Origin of the sequence: Pseudoalteromonas sp. MTN2-4 (assembly GCF_042848605.1) — a bacterium.
Taxonomy (GTDB): Bacteria; Pseudomonadota; Gammaproteobacteria; order Enterobacterales; family Alteromonadaceae; genus Pseudoalteromonas.
The window spans coordinates 529,364-551,579 of record NZ_BTGK01000002.1; the positions used below are offsets into that span (position 1 = coordinate 529,364).

General features: G+C 35.0%; 12 protein-coding genes. 5 read left to right on the forward strand and 7 right to left on the reverse strand.

The features are described from left to right. Window positions 1–53 precede the first annotated feature (53 nt). The 3 genes from ACGHEH_RS07345 to ACGHEH_RS07355 form a co-directional block, all read right to left on the reverse strand. A complete protein-coding gene (locus ACGHEH_RS07345; RefSeq protein ID WP_390443453.1) occupies window positions 54–3,158 on the reverse strand; it encodes an SNF2-related protein in 3,105 nt (1,034 codons plus the stop codon). 156 nt (window positions 3,159–3,314) lie between these two features. After that, window positions 3,315–4,277: a transcriptional regulator gene (locus ACGHEH_RS07350; protein WP_390443456.1), complete on the reverse strand. Its 963-nt coding sequence runs from the start codon at window positions 4,275–4,277 to the stop codon at window positions 3,315–3,317. Window positions 4,278–4,287: 10 nt separating this feature from the next. Next, window positions 4,288–5,526: an AAA family ATPase gene (locus ACGHEH_RS07355; protein WP_390443459.1), complete on the reverse strand. Its 1,239-nt coding sequence runs from the start codon at window positions 5,524–5,526 to the stop codon at window positions 4,288–4,290. Window positions 5,527–6,199: 673 nt separating this feature from the next. Here ACGHEH_RS07355 and ACGHEH_RS07360 point away from each other — a divergent pair. Continuing rightward, on the forward strand, window positions 6,200–7,414 hold the full coding sequence (locus ACGHEH_RS07360; RefSeq protein ID WP_130254783.1) for a replication protein A: 1,215 nt from the start codon (window positions 6,200–6,202) through the stop codon (window positions 7,412–7,414). Window positions 7,415–7,423: 9 nt separating this feature from the next. Here ACGHEH_RS07360 and ACGHEH_RS07365 read toward each other — a convergent pair whose 3' ends face one another. Then, a complete protein-coding gene (locus ACGHEH_RS07365; protein WP_390443461.1) occupies window positions 7,424–8,293 on the reverse strand; it encodes a DNA replication terminus site-binding protein in 870 nt (289 codons plus the stop codon). 2,453 nt (window positions 8,294–10,746) lie between these two features. On the opposite strand from ACGHEH_RS07365, the gene ACGHEH_RS07370 reads away from it, so the two are divergent. Beyond that, on the forward strand, window positions 10,747–12,096 hold the full coding sequence (locus ACGHEH_RS07370) for a class II 3-deoxy-7-phosphoheptulonate synthase (protein WP_390443464.1): 1,350 nt from the start codon (window positions 10,747–10,749) through the stop codon (window positions 12,094–12,096). A 108-nt stretch (window positions 12,097–12,204) separates the two neighbouring features. Here ACGHEH_RS07370 and ACGHEH_RS07375 read toward each other — a convergent pair whose 3' ends face one another. Continuing rightward, window positions 12,205–13,014, reverse strand: a complete 810-nt coding sequence (locus ACGHEH_RS07375) for a pyruvate, water dikinase regulatory protein (RefSeq protein WP_390443467.1) — start codon at window positions 13,012–13,014, stop codon at window positions 12,205–12,207. A gap of 138 nt (window positions 13,015–13,152) precedes the next feature. On the opposite strand from ACGHEH_RS07375, the gene ppsA reads away from it, so the two are divergent. Together ppsA and ACGHEH_RS07385 are read left to right on the forward strand one after the other, a co-directional pair. After that, window positions 13,153–15,531 (forward strand): phosphoenolpyruvate synthase, encoded by a 2,379-nt coding sequence (gene ppsA, locus ACGHEH_RS07380; protein WP_390443470.1) that lies wholly within the window; start codon window positions 13,153–13,155, stop codon window positions 15,529–15,531. Window positions 15,532–15,898: 367 nt separating this feature from the next. Then, window positions 15,899–18,934, forward strand: a complete 3,036-nt coding sequence (locus ACGHEH_RS07385) for an FAD-binding and (Fe-S)-binding domain-containing protein (RefSeq protein WP_390443472.1) — start codon at window positions 15,899–15,901, stop codon at window positions 18,932–18,934. A 64-nt stretch (window positions 18,935–18,998) separates the two neighbouring features. Here ACGHEH_RS07385 and ACGHEH_RS07390 read toward each other — a convergent pair whose 3' ends face one another. Next, window positions 18,999–20,210 carry a tyrosine-type recombinase/integrase gene (locus tag ACGHEH_RS07390; RefSeq protein ID WP_390443474.1) on the reverse strand — a complete coding sequence of 404 codons (1,212 nt, stop codon included), beginning with the start codon at window positions 20,208–20,210 and terminating at the stop codon, window positions 18,999–19,001. A 191-nt stretch (window positions 20,211–20,401) separates the two neighbouring features. Here ACGHEH_RS07390 and ACGHEH_RS07395 point away from each other — a divergent pair, with 191 nt between their 5' ends. Then, entirely contained in the window at window positions 20,402–20,908 is a 507-nt protein-coding gene (locus tag ACGHEH_RS07395) for a DUF4240 domain-containing protein (RefSeq protein WP_390443476.1), read from the forward strand. On the opposite strand, the gene asd is transcribed toward ACGHEH_RS07395, so the two are convergent. Continuing rightward, window positions 20,905–22,014 carry an aspartate-semialdehyde dehydrogenase gene (gene asd / locus ACGHEH_RS07400; RefSeq protein ID WP_390443479.1) on the reverse strand — a complete coding sequence of 370 codons (1,110 nt, stop codon included), beginning with the start codon at window positions 22,012–22,014 and terminating at the stop codon, window positions 20,905–20,907. The two genes, ACGHEH_RS07395 and asd, sit on opposite strands and share 4 nt — an antisense overlap. Window positions 22,015–22,216: the final 202 nt, after the last annotated feature.

Consider the following 22,216-nt stretch of genomic DNA (forward strand, 5'->3'; position numbering starts at 1 on the left):
CTGTACTTATGGACTGCCCTTAATCGAGTTAGTTCAAAATAATTTTAACTTTTTTAGCTTTGCAATAATGCAAGCATTTGCTCCTCATTAAAACTATTGAAACTCATATGCTTGTCATTAAATAACGCATCGACCAGAGCCTGCTTTTGCTGCTGCATAGTAAACACTTTTTGCTCTATTGAATCAGCCATAATTAACTTATAGACAAAAACAGGCTTATCTTGTCCTATTCGATACGCTCTATCAGTCGCTTGATTTTCTACCGCCGGGTTCCACCAGGGATCAAAATGGATCACGGTGTCAGCTTGTGTCAGATTCAGTCCGGTTCCACCCGCTTTTAAACTTATCAAAAACACGTTGCTCTCACCTTCTGTGAACGTCGAGATCACTTTGTCTCTGTGACGTGTTTGGCCCGTAAGTATACTGAATGTAATACCAAGCTCATTACAATGCGCTGCAATCAAATCAAGTACTGACGTGAACTGACTGAAAATAATCACTTTACGGCCCTGCGCAAGCATTTCAGGCAGATGTTCACCCAGCCAAGCCAATTTGGCACCTACTTCAGAAGTTTCACTATCTACCAATTTAGGATGACAACAAATTTGTCTAAGCTTCAAAAGGGCATCTAAAAATGCCAATTTACTTCGCTCAACACCTTGTTCTTTAAAGAGTTCTAAGAGTTTATTTTCTAGTTGTTTTTGTATATTTGAATATAACTGAGCTTGTATTGGCGCAAACTGTAACTCTTTCACTAATTCAGTTTTACTTGGTAACTCAGTCGCTACTTGTTGCTTGGTTCGACGCAATATAAAAGGCGAAATAAGGTCTTTAAGCTCCGAGACACGGCTTTGGTCTTGCTCTTTTTCTATCGGTTGCTGGAAATAACCTTTAAATTGCTGCTTGGTACCTAATATTTCGGGCATAACGAAATCGAGCAATGATTTAAGCTCTAGCAAATTATTCTCAACCGGCGTGCCACTGAGACAAAGCTTAAACTGTGCAGACAATTGCTTAACACACTTAGAGACTTGCGCCGCTTCATTTTTAATGTACTGCGCTTCGTCTAGCACAATCGAATCGAAGTCGAGCCCTTTATAATACTCCAGATCGCGTTTCAATAATGGATAAGTGGTCAAGATAAAACGTGCACCATGAAGGTTGTTTAATACCTTATCTCGTTGACTGCCATGGACCGTCGTCAAATGTAAATTAGGCGCAAAACGCGCAAACTCATTTTGCCAATTCCCTACCAAACTCGTTGGACACACTATTAAGCTCGGCTTAGTCACTAAGGTATTATGCTGATTAATAAAGTAAGCAATAACTTGCAGTGTTTTACCTAATCCCATGTCATCAGCAAGGATCCCCCCTAGCTGATGGCGGTGTAGAAACTTCAACCAATTTACGCCCAGTTCTTGATAATCTCTTAATGTAAATAAATCACTGCTATGATTACTTGGTTTCAATTGAACTTGATCAGGGCTATTAAGCTCACTGAAGTAATCGAGCAGCTTTTTATCTTTACATTCGATGTTAAGTTCATCGATAGTAAATAGTTGCTTGATCACCGACAAAGGGAATTTAAATTGCGCACTTGAAGCGTAATAACTAAACCGCGCTTTTAAAGACATCAACTTATCATAAGCGCGTCTTTCAAGCGCATAAATTTGTTTGGCAATTTCCACATAATAGAAGTGATTCGCGAGTGTATTTACTTCAAGCTCAGCATGCTTGTCCCAGTCAAGCAAAACAGGGTTAGAATCGAGTAACACTTTGCCTGTGATATGATGATGCTTGTCCCTTTTCAACAATAAAGACACTTTTGTTGATATAACCGAACTCGATTCAGTGATCTCATCTACCCGCCAACCTTTGCTTTGCAAGTGACCTCTTATTTCATGGTTAAACCAATGGATAAATGCACCATCTTGTTGAAGCAAAACAAAAAGTTCATCTTCAAAACGCAAGCCTAGACCTAATAAATATTGTTCAGAGCGTTTCAAAGTTTTGCTGATTTCTGTATTTTTTGCATCTGTCTTTAGCGATGAGATCAGCTTAAAACCAAAATATGCGTCTGAGGCAACTAATTTAAGCTTTAAAGGGACACCTGATGACTCTAGCCCTGTTTGCGCACCATTTGGCATGCTGACGATATTATCAGCAAATACCTCTTGGAATCGCTTCACAACTTGCATCAGTTGATCATTCGGTACTGCAGGCATCGTGTTGATATGTGCTAGCTCTAGGGCACTCAACGCACTATTGATTCGACCTATGGTATGTGTATCTGTATCCAAATAGAGCGGTGGCTCAGTCTTAATAAGGTGCCAATTTTCAATTCCCTCAATCGACGCAACTAATTGTGACTTATCATTCTTTTGCTGCCAGTTAAGAGCTAGGTTGGCCTGGTGGCCAAGCTTTAAAAATGTTCTACTGTTTTGTAAAAAAAGTCGCTTTGTTTGCAAAAGCTGATTAACCGCTTCAAAGCCCCACTTTCCTGAAAGCTCATAATGACCAGGTGAGTTTTGAGAACGAACCCAACTAAATAGTCTAAAGTCAGACTCAAGCAAGCCTGGAGGGGCTACAGGGCTATTTAACTGAGGTTCAGTCAATAAACGACCTAATGGGTACTGACCATCAGGACGATAGGGCGACATTTTGGGGTAAAGCAAAAGTTCCTGACCGGTTGGTTCGAGCGTAAACAGCAAGACATTATCAGTCTCAATAGATTCGCCATGTTGCAAACTTGCTAACTCATTAAACCAATCATTCACTAGAAATGCTTCACCAAAGCCGCCTGAATGCTCAACTTTTAGCTTCAGGAGAACAGCAGCAATATGTCGACATTTAGCATTATTAGAGCAGGTACATTGAGCATCTACACTCGGGTTATTATTTACTTTAGTAATTTTAATATGTTGAGAGAAGGTATTACCAAAATTGCCTATGACTTGACTATCGATCGTAGAAAAGTCTTCGCTATGTTCTAAAAAACTAATTTGGGAATTATGAAGATACTCTTTTGCTTTAGATAAAAGGCTACTATTGAAGTACTGCTTTAAAAAACGCTCAGAAAGGGGAAATTGAGTCGCTTGCTCTTGTTTTATTTCCTCAAAAAGAGCAAATAACTGTTCTTTAGATAACTGCGTTGACATTTAATTCGCGTAAAAATCAAATCATCCGCCCAGTATATGGAAATATCACCAGCGAATAAACCCAATAACCTAGATATAGCAAAAAACTTAACTGGTAAGACAAGATCTAAATTTAACAATGAAAAATAGAAGTAAAAAAAGGGCCAAAGCCCTTAATTAATTGTAACTTGCAAGCAACTTTTGTAATTGCTCTAGACGTTTGTCGGTGATGACCTGATTATTAATTTTTATTGTTATGTCACCGCTTTTATTACTTCTTTGCAGATCAATAAATTCATTGCTAAACAGAGACTCGTTTCGGCGGACAGGCTGCTCAACATTAATCAGGAACTGAGTAATTTTGATAGCACGTTTCTCATCACTCATTTCTTCAAACATAAAAGATTGGTTACGTAAATCTTCTAACAACAAGAAAAACATATCTTGATCTTTTTTAATTGCGTCTATTAATTTCTTTGCAGCCTCACGACCTAAGTGATTTGGCGTTGGGTAGTGTTGCAATACTTTTAAAGGAATTTGTTCGAAAGCTTTTAATGAATCAGCGATTGCAGTGTGAGATACCCCTTCAAGCTCCGCAATCTCTCTGTAAGAGCCTTTCTTACCTTGAGCAATAAGTTCTTGCTTAGTATAAGCATAAGCTTGTCCTAGCTCCCACAAGCTAGGTGCAATATATTGATCAGAAGAAACCGCTAACAGTTTTGCATCTTCATCATTAAAATCAGGGGAAGAAAGCACGACATAATCAGCATCTGCAAGTAAACAGGCCTTACGGCGTCTAGAGCCAGATAAAACCCATTGAACATCGCCTTTTGACCAGCATAATGCAGGGTGGAGATTGCGTTGGTCATTTTTGATTGCAGGGAGAATGTCAGCAACTGATTTATGAGAAAGTAAACTTTGTTCACGGCGATTTTGACCAAATACTCTGGTTTGAGATTCAATATCGCTGTGTTTGATCACCTGACACGTTAATGTGATCGTTCTATTTGGATCACTCGGTGCCGGCATAGTTAATACTTCACCGACTGAAGCTTGTTCAAGTAACTCATCTAAGCTACTGGTACTTACAGGCGAAGCAAAAGGGTCTAAGCGAGTGTCATTTTTACGTTTTTTAGCCATGTAAAACCTATTAACCTTGTTGTTCTAGAGACGATTGAGTTGAAACCCAGTTTGAACGGATCAGCATTTCAAGTTCATCTACGACATCTTTGATATTTTCTTGAGATTTGATCAAAGATTCACGACTAGCAAGGCTATCAGAAGTTTTTTGATCAAAGATCGTATTGAAAGAAGAGGAACTCGCGGTAATAGCAGAACTATGGTTGATTGGATAACTCATAACCTGACGTCCAAAAGCACTACGAACATCTTTGACGATATCTCGTTGTGAATGATTACCTTTAACATAATTAGTAACAAGGAACTGCATAAAATCCCAACCTTCATGACCTAAAGCTGCAACTGTATGGTAAATCTCACCTAAACGTTTCAAGTATTTATTGTTTGCATCGAAGTCAACCGCTTCAGGATGAACAGGTATAAGCATCGCAGTAGAAGCCATTAATGCGTTATAAAACATGAAGTTTAAAGAAGGAGCAGTATCAATTAGAATAATATCGAACTGGTCTTCTACAGGCTTTATCACTTTTTCTAGCAATTTGTGATAATGACGTGTTTGTTCATAACTAGAGGACTCTTTTAATTCAGTTGCAGTTTCATGTTCAAAATAAAAATCATCCATCCCAGATGGTAAAAGACGGATATTTGGTATATGAGTTGACTGAAAAGCTTCACTAACGACGTCCGACCAAACTTCACCTTCGTCTAATTCAATACAATCGCGCATGAGATCACCAACAGTAATCGGCTCTGGGTCTTGAGAAGGAAAAAAACTAGAAGAAGAACCCTGAGGATCAAGGTCAATAATACCGATACGATAACGTTTGATATTTGTTGTTGCTAATGCAGCAGCGATGTTCACTAGAGATGTTGTCTTGCCACACCCACCTTTTAAAGAGTTAATGACAATAACTTGAAGCTTATCATTCTCTTTTCGCTGATCATGAGAAATTCCCATAATTTCAGCCATCGCAAAAATATTAGATAATGTGTAAGCATAATGACCGTTAGCGCCTTTTTGAATATTCAGCTTATCAAAGTCACCTTGGTCATGTCTTCGTTTGAGTGTTCTATTATTACAGCCAAGTAAGTCAGCAGCTGCTTTTTGTGTATATGTACGAAGCTCTTTTTCATCGCTTTTTAAATGAGCGCGATAATGTTGGATTCTACCTTCTAGAGACTGTTCAGCAACTTCTGCTGTGGCCTTTAAAAGTTTATAGGTTGATAGTGCGCGAGTATTAATTGACATACATAATATCCTTAACTTTATGCTAAAGATTATAATGTCCATAACTTTAATAGTAAACAACAAAAAAAGAAGACATTTGTAAAATTGTTACTTATAAAGAATAAATAAAAAGATTAAGTATGGTTAAATATAAGGTAATTAAGGTTAAGGTAGGAAAAAACTTAACTAAACAACTGATTTTAAAGAATATAACTTAAAATAAAGGATCACATTTTGACGAAGTAAAGATCAGATCTTTATTAACATGCAGATCATGATTTTACTAACTGTAAAATCAGATGAATACTTATCCACAGCTTGTAAACAAATTTATAAACATAAATAACGAAGAGATCAGATTTTTACTAAGATATATCAGATAGTTATGCACGGATCATTTGTGTATTGATTGTAATAAGTTAATAAAGATCTGATCTGTTCTTAGTACAGATCAGATCTTTATTAATTTGGAACTAGGTTATACACAGCAATAACGATAAGGTTTACCTTAAAACCATTAAAAGATATGACAAATCGACTTTGACTTAGTAAAATTTTGATTTGTAAAATGAGTTAGTAAAAAAATGATCTTAATAAAAATCAGGTTCAGATCAGTTTTTTACTAACTTTAATTATTAACTTTTGCTGTGGAATATGTTGTTATACCATGTCGTCGAAATTTGGAAGTAAAACAATGAGCCGAAAGGTGAACATCTCAGTAGATAATCTACCTGATTCATTACGTGGGCAAATTCATGGAGTAGAAAGTGCAACCGATAATGAAAATTTAGCACTATTTACAGATAACAAAGATGTTCGTATTACACTTGACAGTGCTGCACATGAACTTCGAGCGTATTCTAATACATTCAACCATTATGATCTTTGGGGTCGCTTTGTTCGTTCAGGTCATAAAAAGTTACCACTAGAAGAAGCACCGAAAAAAACAATAATAACACGACGTATCTCTGAAAAAGTTGATGGTATTCTCTATGAAGGTGAGATAAAAATTACGCCTGCAGTAGTGAGTACTAAACTTGAAGGCGAAGAAGTTGAATGCTTGGTTTGGCCATCTGATCGTGAAGAAAAAGTAGAAAGAGCATTAATTAGACTTGCCTCCAAAGGTAAAATTGTAAAAATCAATTTTAAGTCCGGTATTCAATATGCTGTTATATTTTCTATGAACGAATTGGCGCAGGAATTGAAAGCTGTTGGCCAATCTATGCCTTACCCACAAATTAAAGAATCACTTGAAGCACTTCAAGGTTCTAAATTATCATTTAAATATTCAGCTACAGATACTAAAAACACAGATATTGATGATTCTTTCTACGAATCTAATATGAATTTTCTTTCTTCCTTGCACTTTAGTGGCAAAAAAGGGCAGGGTGGCAATGTAAAATGTGTTGCTTGTTTGAACGCATTTGTTCATAACATGATCGATAACCTGGAATATAAAGGTTACTATTTCAACAGAGCACAAGAATTAAAGCGCGGTTTATCTCGTTGGATGATGCTTCGTTTGTATCATTTATGGCGATATGCAGCACCAGGAAAAACCTACCATTTTAGATTGCTTTCTATCATGGAAAAATACGGTTCTATTTATTCAACAGATGAAATAACCGAAAACAAACTGAAAGCATTGCGCCGAGATATGACAACGACAATGAAAGATTTGATCGAAAAAGGTGCAATTTCTGAATATGATATAACCAATGTAAAAGATGATAAAACTGGAAAAATCATCGATTATGTTTATGAGATGCATCCTTCAGAAGAGTTTTGTGATGAAATTCTGACTTTAAATAAACAAAATAAGAGAATCGAAATTCAAGGTGGTAAACGATTAGTTGAAGCTGTTGAAGTAATAGACGAAGATGTACTTGAAGAGATTGTAAAAGAGTAAACCTTGTATTTACTCTTTTTTCTCTAGATAAATTCTATCGACTAAAAAATTATACTCTCGTTTTCTTGGATCACTCACACTTGCATCATAGTTAAGAAGACTACCCACTTTTAATTTCTTGCTTGGATTTAACATAATAAAAGGTAAAGCACCACTTACATGGTATCTATTGCTCGCAGTAAAGCGAATATTTACTTCTGGCGTTACTCTAGTTGGTCTTCTTATTCTTAATTTAGAATCTGCCTGTAAACTTTGGACTCGAAGTTTTTCAGTTTCAACAGCCTTTAACCATGACTCTTGATCTATAGCTCGTGGGTTAGAATATTTAGAAGAACGATCTAGCATTTCTAGCGCTGCATCTTTGGTTAAAGTTTTAGTTGCATGCTTCTTCATCCAAGAGAATCTAACCGAAAAAGGTGATTCTGATTCGCAGTGGATTTTTCGATATGCAGCTAAAGTAATTAAATTAGGGACTGCAGAATGAACGGCTTCAAAACGTGCGTCATTATTAGGAATACTAAGAATTAACTCTTTAAACTTTGCCTTTTCAATGTTTATTGAATTGATCCTATTTTGCAAATGTTTAAATTTATCCTCAACTAAAACAATACCAGGGTGCCTTGTTAAAACTTTGCCACTTTTGCCAGATTCTAAAAATAAATCATTATATGAAAAAATAATCTTTTTTAAGGCTTCATCACCAGTTAATTCATTAACAATAATTTTTTCAGGAGCAGTATGTTCTTGCTCTTTATTATAGCCTGGCAGAGAATAATAATTAGCTGAAATAATATTTGCTGATTCAAGTTCTTTAGAGAAAAGTTCTAAATGATTTTGCAGCAAATCGAATTGTGCTTTGATAAGAAAGTTGATATTCATTTATGTTCAAATAATAACATTTATAGTATGATGTGTTCTTTAATTATATCATAAAATGACACCTTATAAAATTTATTCTTGTATTGCGTTTTCGTGAGGGATAATAACATTTTCATTATAGTCGAGAGTAAGACTAACTGTATTAAAACACTGAGACGAGATAAAAACGTTTTTCAATAACAGTTCTGCAATAAGGAATTGAAAAATACCTATTGTTTATAAAAAAGGAAGTAGTTGAAATAGTTACATTCTCCTAAAAATTTAGGATTTCAGTATCCAGCTGAACATTGAAAACAAAAACACCTTAATACAAACTTGGCAAAGTCAATGGTGTTCATGAAAAATTAAATGCATTAGCAAAATAACACTTAAATACGAGATTATATTTGATAAAACGTTAGTTATCTCTTGGACAATATTTCTCTCATTAAATTATAGGTAGTTAGAATTAGATTTTGGAAATCAACACATGAAATGTCTGCAACGTTAATTACAAAAAGACAAGATTAATTCTATTTCCTTGGTAGATAATAAATTCAGCAGTGTAATTTTTGCAATATTTAAGTATGATGTGTTCTTTTTTATAACACATTGAGCTAACGATTGTCTAATCTTGTTTAGCTTCAAGAATTAAATAGTTTTGGGGTTAAGTTAAATTGGGTTATGAATTACTATGGTGACATAATGATTATTAAGTAAAAAGTGTTAACTCTGTTTCAATAGGGCAAAAAATTATGTTGCCTAAAATTCAAGATTCAACAATGAAACTTTGAAAAGAAAATAAGACTCTTAAATACCAAAGCGTTGACGCACTAAAAGAGATCAAAGGCCAAAACTTAGAACAAAATAGCTATATAAATTATTAATAGCAAAAATTAAAGATATGAATAACCACTTTTACTTAGAGACTTAAACTGAAATTATGATCTGTTCATTTATATTCTTAAGAGAAAATTTGTAAAATTTCATGCAGACCTAATTTCAACCAAATTAGCAAAGCAACTTCATAGAACTATATGAAAATAAAAAATATCAAATGTCGGTAATTGATATTTATGAGTCTATTACTAGAACTCAAAGAAGTTTGAATTTATCTTAAGAGATATTTAGATAAGCGAAGTTAAGATTATCTAAAATTTTGGCTTGGAATTGTTTTGATACACAAATTTGTAATAACAGTCATGAAAACAGTAGTATCTTTATTGGTGTAGTTTTCAATAATGAGCAAAAAGATGAATTAGTTACCAAATAGATCTCTTGGTAATTAAATTAATATTAACTTAAATGAAATTGTTATAGATTGAGATCATTGAGTACATTCAATGTTCTATAGTCTAAAATGTATAATTAATGAAGGTATTCTTATTATTGTAATACGATACATACCATACGGATTTAATTTAATATTAACTACATTTAATCTCGTTCTATACGGTATTTAAAAAATATAATTTATAACAGATATTTAAGAACAGCATATCTGTTATGACATGATACAAATGAAAACAGTGCATCGAATACATCAACATTAAAAAAGCAATTTGATTGTAAAATTTAACGACTCAATCAATGCGCTTTATTTGCTGATCCGACAATGTATTAGCACTTTATTGAATTCATGAGAAATAACTACACTTCTTCGGCTAACTTTCGATGATTTCCGAAAGATTAGAGACTTAAAATTAATCTTGCATTTCTATTATTAAAAGTTCAGTTTTAAATTAAAGATGATTAAAGGACTTTAAATCTAAATAGTAAATTTCTGTATTTTTAAAGCTCTTGTAATAAAAAAACTTATAGCGCATCTATGGAAAGGGAGTGGCATAAAGTTTTTCTCAATGATGCTGATAACTTTAGATACTTATAGTTATAAAAGATTGATAAAAATATCGACGTATGAAACATACAAACCTCATGACTAATTACAATTAAGGCTTTGAAAATAATTCACACTAAGAAAACTTCAGAAGAATAAATTAACTACCAACAACTTCAATAGCAAATGGAAAAAGAGTTTATCAAATAAGTCAGCTCTTAGCGAAATAACCTTTAAGAAATATCTAAAAAGTAACGAAATTATCCTATTTTGGAGTTAAAAATAAATGAAAACTATAAATCACAGTGTACTTTTCTAGCAAGATGAATGACTTAAACATTCATTTTGACAATGGTTTAGCCTGAATTACATAGATTTTGCCTTTTCCTGATCTGCAAATAAATTCTAACTCTGTGTATATGAAAGCTTAAATAGTATGATGTGTTCGTAAATTGTCTTGCTAAATCTTATGATGTGTACTTATTGTGGTGATCTAGTCTTGTATTCCTTTGTAATGCGCCGTTTACGTATACTAAATTATTTTGTATGTTGTGTTCTTTGTTTGTGTTGTTAATATTGAGATCAAAATCACAATGTTGTAAGTTGTCAGTGTTCAAAATAAATATAGGAATGAGGAATGAACAACTGGAATCCAAATAGCTGGAGAGATTTTCCAATCGTCCAGCAACCTGAATATCCGGATCAGGCACAATTAAAACAAGTCGAAAAACAACTAAACTCTGCTCCACCATTAGTATTCGCAGAAGAAACTAGAAGCCTTTACAAAAGTTTAGCTGACGTGTGTGAAGGGAAAGCCTTCTTACTTCAAGGGGGTGATTGTGCTGAATCATTCTCTGATTTTAGTGCTGCAAATATTAGAGATACGTTTAAAACATTACTTCAAATGGCAGTAGTACTAACTTATGGTGGAAAATGCCCTGTAGTTAAAATTGCAAGAATGGCTGGTCAATATGCTAAACCTAGATCATCGGACTATGAAACCCTTGATGGTGTGTCATTACCATCGTACCGTGGTGATATTGTAAATAGCTTTGAATTTACTGAATCTGCTCGTATACCTGATCCAAACAGATTAATGACTGCATATCATCACAGTGCAGCAACATTAAATTTATTAAGAGCATTCGCACAGGGTGGTTTAGCAGATTTACACCAAGTGAACCGTTGGAATATGAGTTTCGTCGCTGCAAACCCATTAAAAGAAAAGTTCCAGCAATTAGCAGATAGGATTCAAGACGCACTTCAGTTTATGGAAGTGTGTGGAATTGACTCGACTGTTGCACCAAGTTTAAAAGAAACTTCGCTTTATACTTCTCACGAAGCATTACTGTTAGGTTATGAAGAAGCGCTAACTCGTAGAGATCACCTAACTGGTGATTGGTATGACTGTTCATCGCATTTTGTATGGATAGGAGAACGTACTCGACAACTAGATCATGCACATATCGAGTTTTTCAGAGGAATAAAAAACCCAATAGGCGTAAAAGTAGGGCCAGGCATGAAGCCTGATGAGCTAATTGAATTAATAGATGCCTTAAACCCAGAAAATATACCTGGTAGATTAACGCTAATAACAAGAATGGGTGCAGATATCTTACCCGAAAAGCTTCCAGCACTTGTAAGAAGAGTACAGGAAGAAGGTCGTAAAGTAATTTGGTCTTCAGATCCAATGCACGGCAATACTGAGAAAGCGACTACTGGGTATAAAACACGCAGCTTTAACAATATCTTACGTGAAATTAGTCAATTCTTCGCTGTACATAAATCAGAAGGCTCATACGCAGGTGGTGTTCATTTAGAAATGACCGGCCAGCACGTAACAGAGTGTACTGGTGGTGCATATGGTTTATCGGATGAAGATTTAGCACAACGATACAGAACTCAATGTGACCCAAGACTAAATGCAGATCAAGTTTTAGAGCTAGGTTTCTTAGTTGCTGACTTATTGAAGGATGCAAGAAAATAGATCTACTTTGATTGAGCAAGATATCAATTAATTTATAAACCCCACATTTTTTAGTGGGGTTTATATGATTAAAATTATCCAGAAATTTGAAGAATACAGATTTAAAAACTAGTACTTGCGCCTTACTAAGCCAGCTTCAGAAATAATTTTTGCAGAAATCTCTTCTACTGAGTGTTTCGTAGAATTTAAGTAAGGAGTTTTATGCTTCTTAAATAACATTTCAACTTCTCTCACCTCAATACGGCATTGACGTATTGACGCATATTTAGAGTTGGCCATACGTTCTTGTCTAATTAATGACAGCCTTTCAGGGTCTATCGTTAACCCAAAAAGTTTGTCTTTATAGGGTAATAAACATTTTGGGTAATTGCCTTTTTCGAGATCGTCTTCAGTCATCGGGTAGTTCGCAGCTTTGATACCATACTGCAAGGCAAGATATAGACTAGTCGGTGTTTTACCACTTCGACTCACTCCAACGAGAATAATATCTGCTTCTTCATAGTTCTTTATATTTGCGCCATCATCATTTGCCAATGCGTAGTTAACAGCGTCAATCCTGAAGTCATAGCTTGATTCGTGTATTGAGTGCGTTCTATGAATACGAGGAACAGGTTCTGTTTTTAGTTCTTTTTTAAGAACATGGCTGGCCAGTGTTAAAAAATCATAACAAACGGCATTACTAGATAAAATAATATCGGACAATTCCGGATTAACAAAGGTGAAAAATACTAAAGGGGTTTCACCATCTGCACTAACTGTATTATTGATTAATTCTTTGATTTCTTTTGCTCTTTCCACTGTTTCTACGAAAGGAATGGTTTTATGTTGAAATTCAACAGGAAAAAGTGAAAGAGTCGCATGACCAAAAACTTCAGAGGTAATGGCTGTTCCATCCGAAATATAAAAAGCAGTTCTCATAAATAAGCCTAATGAAATTTGTTTATTTTCCTTATCGCGGTTTACGCGACTAGCTTTGCCAGTGTAGAATGCACTCGACTATACTAATGGTCAAACAATCTCTCACATTTATTACAATTTGTTTATGGAGACAGTTCCGTGCAAGACTACGTTCTCTGGTATCAAGAGTTAGGTATGCAAGATGTACCTCGAGTGGGTGGCAAAAATGCGTCACTTGGGGAAATGATTTCAAACCTAGCAAACGCTGGTGTACAAGTACCAGGCGGATTCGCTACTACCGCCGAAGCCTTCAATGAGTTTTTAGAGCAATCAGGCTTAAACGAAAAAATTCACAAAATCTTAGACACATTAGACGTTAATGACGTTAAGACCCTCGCTAAAGTTGGTGCTGATATTCGTCAATGGATCATCGATACACCTTTCCAACCAGAACTAGATAAAGCAATTCGCGATGCATATAAAACGCTCCATGGTGATGCTTCTGCAGACGTTTCTTTTGCTGTTCGTTCGTCTGCTACTGCAGAAGATATGCCTGACGCATCATTTGCAGGTCAGCAAGAAACTTTCTTAAATGTTCGTGGTATTGACGCTGTAATGGTTGCAATCAAACACGTATTTGCTTCGTTATTTAATGACCGTGCAATTTCTTATCGTGTTCATCAAGGTTATGATCACCGCGGTGTTGCTCTTTCTGCTGGTATTCAGCGTATGGTACGTTCTGACAAAGCATCTTCAGGTGTAATGTTTAGTATCGATACCGAATCAGGTTTTGAAGATGTTGTATTTGTAACATCAAGTTATGGTCTTGGCGAAATGGTTGTACAAGGCGCTGTTAACCCGGATGAATTTTATGTTCACAAACCGACTTTGGCCAAAGGTAAACCTTCTGTAGTTAGAAGAAACCTTGGTTCTAAAGCAATTCAAATGGTTTACTCAAGTGATGAATCACACGGTAAACAAGTTGAAATTATAGATATAGAACCTGAACTATCAAATCGTTTTTCAATCACAGATGAAGAAGTACAAGAACTAGCAAAGCAAGCTGTGATCATTGAAAAACATTATGGCCGTCCGATGGATATCGAATGGGCTAAAGATGGAAATGACGGTAAACTTTATATCGTTCAAGCGCGTCCAGAAACAGTGCGCTCGAATGAAGACGCAAACGTGATGGAACGCTTCCAACTTAAAGCACAATCTAATGTTATTGCAGAAGGTCGTGCTATCGGCCATAAAATTGGTTCTGGTGTTGTACGAGTACTTAATTCAATCGATGAAATGGATAAAGTACAAGTTGGTGATGTATTAGTTACTGATATGACAGATCCAGATTGGGAACCAATCATGAAACGTGCAGCTGCGATCGTTACAAACCGTGGCGGCCGTACATGTCACGCAGCAATCATTGCTCGTGAACTTGGTATTCCAGCTGTAGTTGGTTGTGGTAACGCAACAGACTTAATCACTAATAACCAAGAAGTAACTGTTTCTTGTGCTGAAGGTGATACAGGCTATATCTACGAAGGCAAGCTTGATTATGAAGTAATTACTTCTGAAATTGACTCTATGCCTGATTTACCAATGAAAATCATGATGAATGTTGGTAATCCAGACCGTGCGTTCGACTTTGCTAAGTTACCACATGCTGGTATTGGCCTTGCGCGTTTAGAGTTTATTATCAACCGAATGATTGGCATTCACCCTAAAGCATTAATCAACTTTGATACACAACCAGCTGATTTACAAGCTGAAATCAAAGAAATGATAGCAGGTTATGCTTCTCCAGTTGAATTCTATATCGAGAAACTAGTTGAAGGTATTGCAACTTTAGGTTCAGCATTTGCACCAGAACGCGTTATTGTACGTATGTCAGACTTTAAGTCGAATGAATATGCGAACTTGGTGGGCGGTCAGCAATATGAGCCGGAAGAAGAAAACCCAATGATTGGTTTCCGCGGCGCGTCTCGTTATATTTCTGAAGATTTCCGTGAATGTTTTGCTCTAGAATGTGAAGCTATTAAACGTGTAAGAAATGGCATGGACTTAACGAATGTTGAGATCATGATACCATTTGTTCGTACATTAGAAGAAGCAGCTCAAGTAATACAACTACTTGAAGAGCATGGCTTAAAACGTGGTGAAAATGGCTTAAAAGTAATCATGATGTGTGAATTACCATCAAATGCATTACTAGCTGAAGAGTTCTTAGAATACTTCGACGGTTTCTCTATTGGTTCTAACGATTTAACTCAGTTAACATTAGGTCTTGACCGTGATTCTGGTTTAATCGCACACCTATTCGATGAAAGAAACCCTGCAATTAAGAAGCTTTTATCTATGGCTATTCAAACTGCTAAAGCCAAAGGTAAATATGTTGGTATCTGTGGCCAAGGTCCTTCAGATCATGAAGATTTTGCTGCCTGGCTTGTTGAACAAGGGATTGATTCTGTATCTTTGAATCCTGATACAGTGTTAGAAACTTGGTTGTATTTAGCAGATAAACTTAAAGCAAACTAATTGAAAAGCCGGCAATTGCCGGCTTTTTTCATTTTACTTTGTCTAATCTGTAACAAACATTTCTAAAAATTCGCTGTAATTTCTTCAAATAGATTCTAGCTTTAGGGTAATAAAAAGAAAAACACATTAGAGCAACCAAACCAAATATGATTGAAGGACCAGGCACAACAAAAAAGATTATTGCTAATATTACAAATAGACAACCTAAACTCAAAGTAAAAAATTTCTTCATAGCAGCCTCCTGTATTAAATAATAGCAAGTTAAATATAATTTTCTGTTTCTAACTGTAACAAAGAATATAAAACTCAATTTTCTTAACATTCTACCGTGATACAATAGAGTCATAAGTAATAAGTAAAAACCGTCATGATTGCTCAAATTTCTCAACAAGATAACGCAAATGAATTAATCAATAGCTATATAGATAAGCTTAAAAGTTCAGGCTTTACTGGTGATCTTGATACCAGTTACGCAACACGTATTGTTAATTCAACTGATAACAGTATTTATCAAGAAGTCCCTCAAGCTGTCGTTTTTCCTAAGTCAAATAAAGATATACAAATAGCACTTCAAACAGCCAACCAAGATCCATTTTTGTCTTTAACATTTGGACCGAGAGGTGGAGGCACAGGCACTAACGGGCAATCACTTACACCCGGCATTATTCTAGATTTATCACGACATATGCGTGAAATTATAGAAATAAATGAAGAAGAAAAATGGGTAATAGTTCAAGCGGGTGTGATTAAAGATCAGTTAAATGATTTTTTAAGACCCTTTGGATATTTCTTCGCTCCAGATTTATCAACGAGTAATAGAGCGACAATAGGCGGCATGATAAATACCGATGCTTCTGGCCAAGGTTCGTTAGTATATGGTAAAACCAGTGATCATGTTTTAGGCTTAAAATCATACTTGGTAGATGGCACCGAGTTAAACACAAGTAAAATTACTAAAGAACAAGCTGAGTTATTAGCAGAGCAACAAGCAAGTACGTCATCTGTATATAAGCAAGTACTTACTTCCTGTGAAAACAACAGAGAATTAATTCTAAAGAAGTTCCCGAGACTCAATCGTTTTTTAACTGGTTATGATTTAGAAAATGTTTTTAATGAAGATCTATCTACATTTGATTTATCAAGAGTAATAACAGGAAGTGAGGGCTCACTTGCGGTAGTTTCAGAAGCAAAACTTAATATTACACCCATTGCACCTTTTAAAACTTTAATAAATATAAAATATGATAGTTTTGATTCTGCACTTCGTAATTCTCCATTTTTAGTTGATGCCGAAGCAACATCCGTAGAAACCGTAGATAGTAAAGTTCTTAATCTAGCAAAAGAAGATATTATCTGGCATTCAGTTTCAGACCTTATTCAAGATGTACCTGACAAAGAAATGTTGGGTTTAAACATGGTTGAATTCAATGGAGAGACAGAAAATGAAATGGATGACAAGATTAATAATCTTTGTAATAAACTTGACGCACTGATCGAAAATAAACAAGCAGGTGTTATCGGTTATCAACTAACAAACGATAAATCTGAAATTCTTAAAATTTATACGATGCGTAAAAAGGCAGTCGGGTTACTTGGTAATACAAAGGGAAAACAAAAACCTCTCGCTTTCGCGGAAGATACGGCCGTTCCTCCTGAAAATTTAGCAGACTTTATCGCTGAATTTAGAACATTGCTTGATAGCCATAATCTACATTATGGTATGTTCGGTCATGTAGATGCAGGTGTACTTCATGTTAGGCCAGCACTCGATATGTGCGATCCTGAGCAAGAAAAATTACTTAGAAAAATTTCTGATCAAGTCGTATCACTGACAGCTAAATATAATGGTTTGATGTGGGGCGAGCATGGTAAGGGCTATCGCAGTGAATATGGTCCTGAGTTTTTTGGTGAAACACTTTTTAACGAACTTAGAAAAATAAAAGCAGTTTTCGATAAAAACAATAGATTAAATCCTGGAAAAATATGTACGCCAATAGAAAGTAAAGACTCACTTGTTTCAGTTGATGGCCAAAAAAGAAGTTGGTTTGATCGCAAAATAGATGTCACTGTTAAAGACAGTTTTGAAAATGCCATGAATTGTAATGGTAATGGACTGTGTTTTAATTATGATGATGACACACCAATGTGTCCATCTTATAAAGTTACCAAAGATAGACGACATTCACCAAAAGGGCGAGCATCATTATTTAGAGAGTGGTTAAGAATTCAAGAAGAGCAGGGCGTTAATCTACTCGAAGTTGAAAAACAGTTAATTAATAAAGAAAATGATACTACTTGGTGGGAAAGGTACCGAAACTCTGGTTCGAATAATTACGACTTTAACCATGAAGTCAAAGAAGCGATGGATGAATGTTTGGCTTGTAAAGCATGTTCTTCAGCATGCCCAATTAAAGTAGATGTTCCTACATTTAGATCACGATTCTTAAATTTCTATCACAGTATTTATTTACGACCAGCTAAAGATTTGCTCGTAGGAAATGTTGAAGCAACTGCGCCACTTATGGCTAAATTTCCTAGGCTAAATAATTTTATTGTAAACAATTTCCCTGGAAAACAATTCATTAATAATATAATTGGCTACGTAGATACACCTAACTTGAGTGTACCTACAATATCTGAACGCATAAAAACAAAAAACAAATTTGATTTCGAAAAAGTTAATTTACTTTCTGAATCTGAAAAAATTAATTCAGTTTTAATCGTACAAGATCCGTTTACTAGTTTCTATGAAGCAGAACTTGTTGCAGCAACGATTAAACTTATCGAAGCATTAGGAAAAAACGTTTTTGTTCTGCCATTTGTTCCAAATGGAAAACCTCAACATGTTAAAGGTTTTCTTAAAGAATTTAAAACGACTGCAAAAAATTCAAGCCAGTTTCTGAATCAAGTTGCAGAATTAAACATTCCTATGATTGGTTTAGATGCGTCTTTAGTAATGGTATATAGAGACGAATATAAAACAATTTTAAACTCTGAAGATAGAGGTCATTTTGAAGTTAAACTTGCACATGAGTTGTTCGAATCATTTGATTTTAGCTGCATAAAAATTAACAGCAATTCTAGCTTTACTCTGTTATCTCACTGTACAGAAACAACAGCAATGCCGTCAGCATCAAAAATTTGGAAAAATATTTTTTCTCAGATAGGTTTAGAACTAAAAACACCTACAACTGGTTGTTGTGGTATGGCTGGAACTTATGGGCATGAAAAGCAAAATTTTGATAAATCTAAAGTGTTATATGAATCTTCTTGGAAAAAGAAGATAGAAAATGAACAAATAGAGACTATTTTGTCGACCGGTTTTTCATGCCGCTCACAAGTTAAACGATTTGAAGGTAAGAAGCCACTTCATCCAATTGAATTTATTGCTTCTAAACTTTAAATATATGATTAATGTGGTTGAAATAATTCAACCACATTCAATTTAACATAATAAAATTGCACTATTATAAAGTTCTCTTAGACCCAGACTTTGCACGATCTGACACATTAGTTTGTACGTAAATCTGGTCTGTCGTCGCAATTTTTGAATGCCCAAGATCTTCGGAAAGATGTTTCAGTGGTCGATGTTTTGCATCATGTGTTGCACCTGTATGGCGAAGCCAATGAGATGTAGCTGCTTTAAGTTGTTCTGATTCATCTTCGAAACCGTCTCTTCCTAATTTTTCGATTGCAAGATCAAAACTTTCTTGTACTATTCTTCTTATCTGTCTCACATTCATTCCACCTTGACCTCGTAATTTATGAAGGATAGGGGATGGATCATCTGCGCGAGGTAAAGATTCATAACCTCTATGAATACGATACCTTTTCAAATACTCCAAAAATTCTTCACTCAAAGTTACGTCTCTGAGTTTGTTACCTTTACCCATCACGCGCAAAAACCAATAACTGTCTGAATCTTGCCAGAAATGACTCATTACAGGTGACCACTGAGGCCTATCTGACAGTTCAGAAATTCTAAGATATAAACCTTTTAAACAAGCTAAGGTGAATAAATTCCTTTCGAATTTGGGCTCTTTTTCACATTTATCTTTTGTCACACCGAAAACATATTCCCACTGAAGGTCACTTAGAGTATCAGGCATATTGATTTGGGATTGCACAACTAAATATGGAGAATTTTTTTTCACTACAGGCACATAGTTAAAAGCGGATTTTTCTTCTAACTGTGCAAATTTATAAAATACATTTAGCGCAGTAAACATGGCTGCAAGCGTTTGTTGACTCACGCCATTTTCTTTTTCTATAAAAGGTCGCCATTTATCATTAAAACATTTTATGCCGTCTTTATCTTTGAACCGCCATTGTACAGAATTTGTAGACCAAGATTTTTCAGGCTTAACCATGAAGTCGACATAAGCTTCTATATCTTCACGCTTTAAATTGAAAACTGATGACTTTGTAAAATGCCAAGACCATAGATATAAACGTTCGATTTCATTTCGAAAACGATTGAATGTTGCCTCAGATTTTCTTCCGTAAACATACAAAAACTTTAATAAAAATTCGTAATCCGAAGTTATAAAGTCATGTTTAGAGTTTAGTGTTGTGAGTTTAGACTCTAATTCAGGATATTCGGTTTTAAGGGTAGCATCTTCAACATGGGCAATCATGTATCTTAATTGCTTAACAGTATCAACTAACGGAAAAATCATGTTAAGTCCGATATTGGTTAGTATTGGACATAGTTTAGATATTTCAAACGTCTATGTAAACTAAAGTTTTAACCTAAAGTCACACTCTAATGTATATCAAATATTATTTAACATAACGTAAATTATACGATATTAACTAAAGAAGGAAATAATGCTAAAATTTACCCTCAATTATTAGTTGGCCAATAAAAATGAATGAACAAACCTTTTGGGAAATTTTAGAAAAAGTAATTCAATCTCCAGAAGATCAAAATGAAACGCTTAAAACAATATTAGCAAAATTAACGAGCAATAATATCGAACGTTTTGATGCAATTTATACAGAAAAACTTAAGAATCTTTGGCATTGGGATAACTGGGCGGTTGCGTTTATTATATGTGGTTGTAATACGGAGTATGATTTTTTAGATTTTTGTAATTGGTGTTTAGTACAAGGAAAAGAATTTAATATAAAACTTACTAGTAATCCAGACGAGCTGTTCGATTATAACTTTCCAATTAAAGATAATTTACCTTACCCTTATATTGATGAACTTGATTTGGTGCCTGGTCTATTATTTGAAGAATTAACTGGTGAAGAACTGCCGTATCATCAAGTAGTTAACTTTCAACCTAAGGGAAAAAGGTTTAAAAATAAACCTAAGTCCCTTAAAGAAAATTATCCAAATTTATTTAATAAATTTTGGAAAAAGAATTAATCGATAATAATTCTTAACATTCTTCTTAATGGTTCAGCTGCTCCCCAAAGTAGCTGATCACCCACAGTAAATGCACTAATATATTTCGGCCCCATCGTTAATTTTCTAATACGACCAATTGGTATATCTAATGTGCCTGTTACTTTTACAGGTGTTAATTCTTCTGCTGTAATAACTCTATCATTTGGAATAACACGAACCCATTCATTATGATTAGCAAGAATGCTTTCGATCTCTTCGACACTTAAGTCTTCTCTTAATTTTATGGTCATTGCTTGGGAATGACAACGCATTGCGCCGATTCTTACGCATAACCCATCAATTGGAATTGGTGAGCGACTTGAACCTAAAATTTTGTTTGCTTCAACTTGCGCTTTCCACTCTTCTTTTGATTGACCAGAATCCATTGGCACATCAATCCACGGAATTAAGCTTCCAGCTAAAGGTACACCGAATTGATCTTTAGGAAGAGAGTCAGATTTTATTTTCTCAGCAACAAGCTTATCTATTTCAAGAATTGCTGAACTTGGATCATCTAACAGTGCTTTAACTTCTGAATTAATTTCACCCATTTGAGTGATTAATTCACGCATATTACGCGCACCAGCACCAGAAGCTGCTTGATAAGTCATTGGAGAAACCCACTCAATTAAGTCACGTTCGAATAGACCACCAAGTGCTAACAACATCAAAGAAACAGTACAATTACCACCAACAAAAGTCTTAACGCCCTGCTCTAAGCCTTGCTTAATCACATCATTATTGACTGGATCTAAAACAATAATACTGTCACTTTCCATTCTTAGTGCAGAAGCAGCATCAATCCAAAAGCCAGCCCAGCCTGATTCTCTTAAATGAGGATAAACTGATTTTGTATAATCACCACCTTGGCAAGAAATAATAATGTCCATTTCAGACAAAGCAGAGACATCATTTGCATCGAGTAATGGTTTTGGTGTACCAGCAAAATCAGGCCCTAACTGACCAGTTTGAGAAGTTGTAAAAAAATGCGCTTCAATGTTGTCAAAATCATTCTCTTGCTGCATACGCTCCATTAATACGGAGCCCACCATACCACGCCAACCAACGAGTCCTACTCTTTTCATATTCATTTACCTTGTTTAAATTATTTAGAATCATTGCGTGAGTCTAGACGTCTAAAGCTACCAAAATTGAAATTATTTAACTAGTTTTATCTTTGCTAATTTACAAACTTTCATGCAGCAACTGTCTTTCAATATAAAGTAAGATGTGTTCGTTTTCGATTTAAATAAAAGCCCATATTTATATGGGCTTTATCTTCAATCC

What these genes read in the sequence shown, in the direction of transcription:
- ACGHEH_RS07345 (WP_390443453.1), bottom strand. Translation starts at nt 3,158, where the DNA reads ATGTCAACGCAGTTATCTAAAGAACAGTTATTTGCTCTTTTTGAGGAA.
- ACGHEH_RS07350 (WP_390443456.1), bottom strand. Translation starts at nt 4,277, where the DNA reads ATGGCTAAAAAACGTAAAAATGACACTCGCTTAGACCCTTTTGCTTCG.
- ACGHEH_RS07355 (WP_390443459.1), bottom strand. Translation starts at nt 5,526, where the DNA reads ATGTCAATTAATACTCGCGCACTATCAACCTATAAACTTTTAAAGGCC.
- ACGHEH_RS07360 (WP_130254783.1), top strand. Translation starts at nt 6,200, where the DNA reads ATGAGCCGAAAGGTGAACATCTCAGTAGATAATCTACCTGATTCATTA.
- ACGHEH_RS07365 (WP_390443461.1), bottom strand. Translation starts at nt 8,293, where the DNA reads ATGAATATCAACTTTCTTATCAAAGCACAATTCGATTTGCTGCAAAAT.
- ACGHEH_RS07370 (WP_390443464.1), top strand. Translation starts at nt 10,747, where the DNA reads ATGAACAACTGGAATCCAAATAGCTGGAGAGATTTTCCAATCGTCCAG.
- ACGHEH_RS07375 (WP_390443467.1), bottom strand. Translation starts at nt 13,014, where the DNA reads ATGAGAACTGCTTTTTATATTTCGGATGGAACAGCCATTACCTCTGAA.
- ACGHEH_RS07385 (WP_390443472.1), top strand. Translation starts at nt 15,899, where the DNA reads ATGATTGCTCAAATTTCTCAACAAGATAACGCAAATGAATTAATCAAT.
- ACGHEH_RS07390 (WP_390443474.1), bottom strand. Translation starts at nt 20,210, where the DNA reads ATGATTTTTCCGTTAGTTGATACTGTTAAGCAATTAAGATACATGATT.
- ACGHEH_RS07395 (WP_390443476.1), top strand. Translation starts at nt 20,402, where the DNA reads ATGAATGAACAAACCTTTTGGGAAATTTTAGAAAAAGTAATTCAATCT.
- asd (WP_390443479.1), bottom strand. Translation starts at nt 22,014, where the DNA reads ATGAAAAGAGTAGGACTCGTTGGTTGGCGTGGTATGGTGGGCTCCGTA.